Source organism: Candidatus Phyllobacterium onerii, from assembly GCF_028331445.1.
Classification (GTDB): Bacteria; Pseudomonadota; Alphaproteobacteria; order Rhizobiales; family Rhizobiaceae; genus Phyllobacterium; species Phyllobacterium onerii.
Genome location: NZ_JAQMHX010000012.1, coordinates 127,882 through 134,598 on the forward strand (window position 1 = coordinate 127,882; position 6,717 = coordinate 134,598).

15 protein-coding genes are annotated in these 6,717 nt (G+C 56.1%); all 15 read right to left on the minus strand.

Translation table 11 applies throughout. From position 1 onward, the window contains the following. Positions 1-24: 24 nt before the first annotated feature. Positions 25-582 (minus strand): 50S ribosomal protein L5, encoded by a 558-nt coding sequence (rplE, locus tag PHA01_RS23060; RefSeq protein ID WP_271898650.1) that lies wholly within the window; start codon positions 580-582, stop codon positions 25-27. Next, complete coding sequence (rplX, locus tag PHA01_RS23065) at positions 575-886, minus strand: 50S ribosomal protein L24 (RefSeq protein ID WP_106716804.1); 312 nt, start codon at positions 884-886, stop codon at positions 575-577. Before rplX ends, rplE begins: the two co-directional genes overlap by 8 nt. 10 nt (positions 887-896) lie before the next feature. Beyond that, complete coding sequence (rplN, locus tag PHA01_RS23070; protein ID WP_008124924.1) at positions 897-1,265, minus strand: 50S ribosomal protein L14; 369 nt, start codon at positions 1,263-1,265, stop codon at positions 897-899. An 82-nt stretch (positions 1,266-1,347) separates the two neighbouring features. Beyond that, positions 1,348-1,590 carry a 30S ribosomal protein S17 gene (gene rpsQ / locus PHA01_RS23075; RefSeq protein WP_271898651.1) on the minus strand — a complete coding sequence of 81 codons (243 nt, stop codon included), beginning with the start codon at positions 1,588-1,590 and terminating at the stop codon, positions 1,348-1,350. Positions 1,591-1,601: 11 nt separating this feature from the next. Continuing rightward, positions 1,602-1,802: a 50S ribosomal protein L29 gene (rpmC, locus tag PHA01_RS23080; protein ID WP_008124920.1), complete on the minus strand. Its 201-nt coding sequence runs from the start codon at positions 1,800-1,802 to the stop codon at positions 1,602-1,604. Positions 1,803-1,814: 12 nt separating this feature from the next. Further along, positions 1,815-2,228 carry a 50S ribosomal protein L16 gene (gene rplP, locus PHA01_RS23085; RefSeq protein WP_106716806.1) on the minus strand — a complete coding sequence of 138 codons (414 nt, stop codon included), beginning with the start codon at positions 2,226-2,228 and terminating at the stop codon, positions 1,815-1,817. Between the two features lie 40 nt (positions 2,229-2,268). After that, the gene (gene rpsC / locus PHA01_RS23090; protein ID WP_112526905.1) at positions 2,269-2,979 is read right to left on the minus strand and encodes a 30S ribosomal protein S3; all 711 of its coding nucleotides are present in this window, start codon (positions 2,977-2,979) and stop codon (positions 2,269-2,271) included. Further along, positions 2,979-3,368, minus strand: coding sequence for a 50S ribosomal protein L22 (gene rplV / locus PHA01_RS23095; RefSeq protein WP_112526903.1), 390 nt, complete (start codon positions 3,366-3,368; stop codon positions 2,979-2,981). The genes rpsC and rplV overlap by 1 nt, the downstream gene beginning before the upstream one ends. A 2-nt stretch (positions 3,369-3,370) precedes the next feature. After that, on the minus strand, positions 3,371-3,649 hold the full coding sequence (rpsS, locus tag PHA01_RS23100; RefSeq protein ID WP_008124912.1) for a 30S ribosomal protein S19: 279 nt from the start codon (positions 3,647-3,649) through the stop codon (positions 3,371-3,373). 15 nt (positions 3,650-3,664) lie between these two features. Then, positions 3,665-4,498, minus strand: a complete 834-nt coding sequence (rplB, locus tag PHA01_RS23105; RefSeq protein ID WP_106716809.1) for a 50S ribosomal protein L2 — start codon at positions 4,496-4,498, stop codon at positions 3,665-3,667. Positions 4,499-4,518: 20 nt separating this feature from the next. Beyond that, positions 4,519-4,812, minus strand: coding sequence for a 50S ribosomal protein L23 (locus PHA01_RS23110; RefSeq protein ID WP_106716810.1), 294 nt, complete (start codon positions 4,810-4,812; stop codon positions 4,519-4,521). Beyond that, a complete protein-coding gene (rplD, locus tag PHA01_RS23115; RefSeq protein ID WP_106716811.1) occupies positions 4,809-5,429 on the minus strand; it encodes a 50S ribosomal protein L4 in 621 nt (206 codons plus the stop codon). The genes PHA01_RS23110 and rplD overlap by 4 nt, the downstream gene beginning before the upstream one ends. After that, positions 5,429-6,181 carry a 50S ribosomal protein L3 gene (gene rplC, locus PHA01_RS23120; protein WP_271898653.1) on the minus strand — a complete coding sequence of 251 codons (753 nt, stop codon included), beginning with the start codon at positions 6,179-6,181 and terminating at the stop codon, positions 5,429-5,431. Before rplC ends, rplD begins: the two co-directional genes overlap by 1 nt. A 25-nt stretch (positions 6,182-6,206) precedes the next feature. Then, positions 6,207-6,515, minus strand: coding sequence for a 30S ribosomal protein S10 (rpsJ, locus tag PHA01_RS23125; protein ID WP_008124902.1), 309 nt, complete (start codon positions 6,513-6,515; stop codon positions 6,207-6,209). 63 nt (positions 6,516-6,578) lie between these two features. After that, positions 6,579-6,717, minus strand: a 139-nt coding sequence (locus PHA01_RS23130) for an EF-Tu C-terminal domain-related protein (RefSeq protein ID WP_271898666.1), incomplete at its 5' end; no start/stop codon positions are given.

Genomic DNA, 6,717 nt, shown 5'->3' on the forward strand with positions numbered 1-6,717 from the left:
TCAAATACCTCGCTACGCTTGCCGTTACTGGCGGAAAGGGAAGTTGAAGGCGCGCAGGAGAGCGCGTGCTTCATCATCCGTTTTTGCAGTCGTACAAACGATGATGTCCATGCCCCAGATCTGATCAACCTTGTCGTAGTTGATTTCCGGGAACACAATGTGCTCCTTGATGCCCATGGCAAAGTTGCCACGACCGTCAAAGCTCTTCGGGTTCAGACCGCGGAAATCTCGAACGCGCGGAAGCGCGATGTTGATCAGGCGATCGATGAATTCATACATGCGCTCTTTGCGAAGGGTGACCTTCGTTCCGATCGGCATATTCTCACGAACCTTGAAGGTTGCGATCGAATTGCGCGCACGGGTAATAACCGCCTTCTGGCCGGCAATCAATGCCAGATCTTCAGCTGCGACAGTTGGCTTCTTGGAGTCGGCAGTTGCCTCGCCCACACCCATGTTGAGAACAACTTTGGTGATGCGCGGGATCTGCATCTCGTTGTCGTATTTGAACTCCTCGAGAAGCGACTTACGTACCACTTCCAGGTACTGCTTCTTCAGACGGGGTTCGATCTTTGCATCAGCCATCGATCAGATCTCCTGAACGCTTTGCTACACGTACCTTCTTGCCGTCCTCGAGGATCTTGAAGCCAACGCGGGTCGGCTTTCCATCCTTGTCGGCGATAGCAATGTTCGACAGATGGAGCGGCGCTTCTTTCGAAATGATGCCGGCTTCCTGGGTCTGTGTCTGCTTCTGGTGACGCTTTACAAGATTAACGCCGCGAACGAGCGCCTGCTCGTCCTTCGGCAAAACTTTGATTACTTCGCCGGTACGGCCCTTGTCCTTACCAGCTAGAACGACAACGCGGTCGCCTTTACGGATCTTCTGCATCGTCTGCTCCTTACAATACTTCTGGAGCCAGCGAGATGATCTTCATGTGGCTCTTTGCGCGAAGTTCGCGCGGAACCGGTCCGAAGATACGGGTGCCAATAGGCTCTTTCTTGTTGTCGATCAGGACAGCAGCGTTCTTGTCGAAACGAATAACGCTACCATCTGCGCGACGGATGTCCTTGGCGGTACGAACAACCACCGCCTTCATCACGTCACCCTTTTTTACGCGGCCGCGCGGAATTGCTTCCTTGATCGAAACGACAATAATGTCGCCGACCGAAGCATATTTCCGCTTCGAGCCGCCCAGCACCTTGATGCACATGACACGACGTGCGCCGGAATTATCCGCGACGTCGAGGTTTGTTTGCATCTGAATCATGACTAGCCGCCTTCTTCTTGTTCAACCGGACTGGGCTTTCCTTGCCCCTCGCGATTGCTGCGTCTTACATACAGATAGTTATTTAACTCGCCGGGGCGTCTGTTACGACAACCCAACGCTTGTCCTTCGAAATTGGCTTGGATTCCTCGATGGAAACCGAGTCGCCAACCTTGAACTGGTTGCTCTCATCGTGCGCCTTGTACTTCTTGGACTGGCGCACAGTCTTCTGGAGGAGCGGGTGCGAATAGCGCCGCTCGACCTTGACCACAACGGTCTTGTCGTTTTTGTCGCTCACGACAACGCCCTGCAGAATGCGTTTAGGCATGGTTTTCTTCCTTAAGCCTTGCTCTCGACCGCTTTTTGGCGGGCGACAGTCTTGATGCGCGCAATATCACGGCGGATCTGCCGGACGCGAGCGGTTTTTTCCAACTGGCCGGTTGCCTTCTGGAAGCGCAGGTTGAACTGCTCTTTCTTCAGGGAACCCAACTCTTCATTCAACTGATCGAGGCTCAAGGCCCGAACTTCTGCGGATTTCATGACATCCACCCCTTATTCTGCGATGCGCTGAATAAAGCGCGTCTTGACCGAAAGCTTGGCCGCTCCGAGACGGAGGGCTTCACGAGCAGTTTCTTCCGAAACGCCGTCGAGCTCGAACATGACACGGCCTGGTGCGACACGGGATGCCCAATAGTCAACCGAACCCTTACCTTTACCCATGCGGACTTCAGTAGGCTTCGATGTGACCGGCACATCCGGGAAAATCCGGATCCACACACGACCGGCACGTTTCATGTGACGGGTAATTGCACGGCGAGCGGCTTCGATCTCACGCGCGGTAACGCGGTTCGGCTCGAGGGCCTTCAGGCCGAAAGCACCAAAATTAAGGTCCGTGCCGCCTTTCGATGCGCCGTGGATACGGCCCTTGAACTGCTTGCGGAACTTTGTGCGCTTAGGCTGCAGCATTGTTCTCTACTCCAAAATTCTCGTTTCCGAAAGACGCTATTTAAGCGTTTTCGCGGCGACGGCCCGAACCCTGATGGCTGGCATCACCTTCGACAGCGCGGCGTTCGGAAGCCATTGGATCATGCTCAAGGATTTCGCCCTTGAAGACCCAGACCTTGACGCCGCAAATGCCGTAGGCAGTGTGTGCTTCAGCAGTTCCGTAATCGATATCGGCACGAAGGGTATGCAAAGGCACGCGGCCTTCACGGTACCATTCCATACGTGCAATTTCCGCGCCGCCGAGACGACCCGAGCAATTGATACGAATGCCTTCTGCACCAAGACGCATTGCCGACTGAACGGCACGCTTCATGGCACGGCGGAAAGCAACACGGCGTTCCAGCTGCTGAGCGATCGACTGCGCAACGAGAACTGCGTCTGTTTCCGGCTTGCGGACTTCAACGATATTGAGCGTTGTGTCGCCATTTGTCATTTCTGACAGCTTGCGGCGCAACTTCTCGATATCGGCGCCCTTCTTGCCGATGATCAGACCCGGACGTGCAGCATGGATCGTGACGCGGCACTTCTTGTGCGGACGTTCGATCACCACCTTGGAGATGGCTGCCTGCTTCAGTTCGTCCATCAGATACTTGCGGATCTTCAGGTCCTCATGCAGCAGCTTGCCGTATTCACCGGTGTTCGCGTACCAACGCGAGTCCCAGGTGCGGTTGATGCCGAGGCGGAAGCCAATCGGATTAATCTTCTGGCCCATTATGCGGCCTCCCCTTTTTCCTCAGCTTCGCGAACGACGATCGTCAGATGCGAGAATGGCTTCTCGATCCGGCTTGCACGACCGCGACCACGAACATGGAAGCGCTTCATCACGACTGACTTGCCTACATAGGCTTCAGCAACAACCAGCGTATCAACATCCAGGTCGTGGTTGTTTTCTGCGTTGGCGATAGCCGATTCGAGAGTCTTTTTCACCGTGCCTGCAATGCGCTTGCGCGAAAATTCCAGGTCGGCAAGAGCGGCGTTGACCTTCTTGCCACGGATAAGAGCAGCCACCAGATTAAGCTTCTGAGGGCTGATGCGGAGCGTGCGGGCAACGGCTTTCGCCTCGTTGTCCTTAAGCTGGCGCGGAGCCTTAGCCTTGCCCATCGTTATTTCCTCTTCGCCTTCTTGTCCGCGCCGTGCCCGTAATAGGTACGCGTCGGAGCGAATTCACCAAACTTGTGTCCGATCATCTCTTCGTTGACCGAAACCGGAACATGCTTGTTACCGTTGTACACGCCGAAGGTCAGACCGACGAACTGCGGCAGGATCGTGGAGCGACGGCTCCAGATCTTGATAACTTCACTGCGACCGCCCTCACGTACCTTCTCAGCCTTCTTGAGAAGATAGCCATCGATGAACGGGCCTTTCCAAACTGAACGAGCCATTTCAGACTACCTCTCTTACTTCTTGCGCTGATGACGCGAACGAGCGATGAACTTGTCCGTCGACTTATTGGAGCGCGTCTTCTTGCCCTTCGTGGGTTTGCCCCACGGAGTAACCGGATGACGTCCGCCTGACGTACGGCCTTCACCACCACCGTGGGGGTGATCGACCGGGTTCATGGTAACACCACGATTGTGCGGGCGCTGACCGAGCCAACGGCTGCGACCTGCCTTACCAAGGTTGATGTTGCCATGGTCAGGGTTTGATACCGCACCGACCGTGGCGAAGCACGAACCGTGGACGAGGCGCTGTTCACCTGAGTTCAGGCGAAGGATTGCCATGCCCTGGTCGCGGCCGACGAGCTGTGCATAGGTACCGGCGGAGCGAGCGATCTGACCGCCCTTGCCCGGCTTCATCTCCACATTGTGGATGATGGTGCCGACCGGCATGGCCTGTAGAGGCATCGCATTGCCCGGCTTCACGTCCGTCTGCGCGCCAGCAATAACGCTGTCGCCAACGGCCAGACGCTGCGGCGCCAGAATGTAGCTCAGCTCACCGTCTTCGTAGCGGATGAGCGCGATGAATGCGGTCCGGTTCGGATCGTATTCAAGCCGCTCGACCTTGGCAGCCACGTCATGCTTGCGACGCTTGAAGTCAACGAAGCGGTATGTGCGCTTGTGCCCGCCACCCTGGAAACGCACGGTAATGCGACCGGTGTTGTTACGACCACCCTTCGACGACAGACCTTCGGTCAAGGCCTTGACAGGCTTGCCCTTGTAAAGCTCCGAACGGTCCACGATGACCAGCTGACGCTGGCTTGGTGTGGTTGGATTATAATGTTTGAGTGCCATTGTCTTTACTCCACGGCCCCTCAGAGACCAGTCGAAACATCGATCGACTGCCCTTCGGCAAGCGTCACGACTGCTTTCTTGACATCACTCTGGCGCCCGACGATGCCGCGGAACCGCTTCACCTTGCCTTTGCGCACAGCTGTATTGACTGCAGTAACCTTCACGCGAAACAGCGCTTCGACTGCGGCCTTGATTTCCGGCTTCGTTGCCTTCTTGGCTACGTTGAAGACAACCTGGTTATGTTCGGAAACCAGGGTCGACTTCTCGGTAATGACCGGGCTGACGATCACGTCGTAGTGGCGAAGATCAGTCATTTGAAACGCTCCTCGAGAGCTTCAACTGCTGCCTTGGAAAGCACGAGCTTGCCACGACGCAGGATGTCGTAAACATTGATGCCCTGAATTGGCAGAACATCGATGTTCGGGATGTTCGAAGCGGCACGGCGGAAATTCGCATCGATCTCGGCACCGCCGATGAGAAGCGCATTTTCGAGGCCAAGCTTGGCGAACTGCGAAACAAGTACCTTGGTCTTGGCTTCAGCCGACAGCAGATCATCGATGATGATCAGATCGGAAGCCTTTACCTTGGCGGAAAGGGCATGACGAAGTGCAAGTGCACGCACCTTCTTCGGCAGGTCATGATCGTGGCTGTGAACAACCGGACCGTGAGCCTTACCACCGCCGCGGAACTGCGGAGCACGTGCCGAATGGTGACGGGCGCGGCCCGTACCCTTCTGCTTGTACATCTTGGCGCCGGTCCGTGCGATTTCCGAACGGCCCTTTGCCTTGTGCGTGCCCTGCTGCTTGCGAGCAAGCTGGTAACGGACCATGCGCTGAAGGATATCGTCGCGCGGCTCAAGACCGAAAATCTCCTCGGAGAGTTTCACCTTGCCGGCTTCTTTGCCTTCAAGTGTTGTGATCGAAAGGTCCATTATTCGGCTCCCTCGGTTGCCTGTGCGACTTCTGCATCAGACACGGCTGCATCAATGTTTGCGGCCTCGTCGACTGCAAGCGCCCGGAGACCAGCTGGCTTGGGAGCATTGTCCGGCAGCGCTTCCTTGACGGCATCGCGTACCAGTATCCATGCACCCTTCGAACCAGGAACAGCACCGCGAACCAGAATAAGGCCACGATCGAGGTCCGTCGAAACGACTTCGATGTTCTGTGTGGTGATACGGGTCGAACCCATATGACCGGCCATCTTCTTGCCCTTGAACACCTTGCCCGGATCCTGACGCTGACCGGTAGAACCGTGAGCGCGGTGGGTGACCGAGTTACCGTGCGTTGCGCGGTGACCGCCGAAGTTGTGGCGCTTCATGGAACCGGCAAAACCCTTACCGATAGAAGTACCAGTCACATCGACCTTCTGGCCGGCAACGTAATGTTCGGCTGTGATCTCAACGCCGACATCGAGAAGATTGTCGACAGAGACGCGGAATTCCGCGACTTTAGCCTTTGGCTCGACTGAAGCCGTCGCGAAATGGCCGCGCAAGCTCTTCGTCGTATTCTTTACCTTGGCCAGACCTACACCGAGCTGAACGGCAGTGTAGCCATTCTTCTCGACTGTACGCTGAGCCACAACCTGACAATTCTCCATCCGGAGTACTGTCACCGGCACATGCTCACCTGCGTCGTTGTAGACGCGAGTCATGCCCAGCTTCTGTGCAATTACACCTGAACGCATCGGTTCGTCCTTCCGTCCTCAAGCCTTACAGCTTGATCTCGACATCAACACCAGCGGAAAGATCGAGCTTCATCAGCGCGTCAACTGTCTGCGGGGTTGGGTCTACGATATCGAGAAGACGCTTATGAGTGCGCATCTCGAACTGTTCGCGGCTTTTCTTGTCGATATGCGGCGAGCGGTTAACCGTGAACTTCTCGATCCGCGTAGGAAGCGGGATCGGTCCGCGCACATTGGCACCGGTACGCTTGGCAGTCGACACGATCTCCCGCGTCGAATCGTCAAGGATCCGATGATCAAACGCCTTGAGGCGAATGCGGATGTTTTGACCGTTCATTTCATCTTTTCCTTGTTTAGCGGCGACGCCTTGTAACAGGCGCCGTCCGCATAAAACCTTAAATTACTCAATGATCGACGAGACGATGCCAGCACCGACGGTGCGGCCACCTTCACGGATAGCGAAGCGCAGCTTCTCTTCCATGGCGATCGGCACGATCAGCGTCACATCGACTGCGATGTTGTCGCCGGGCATGACCATT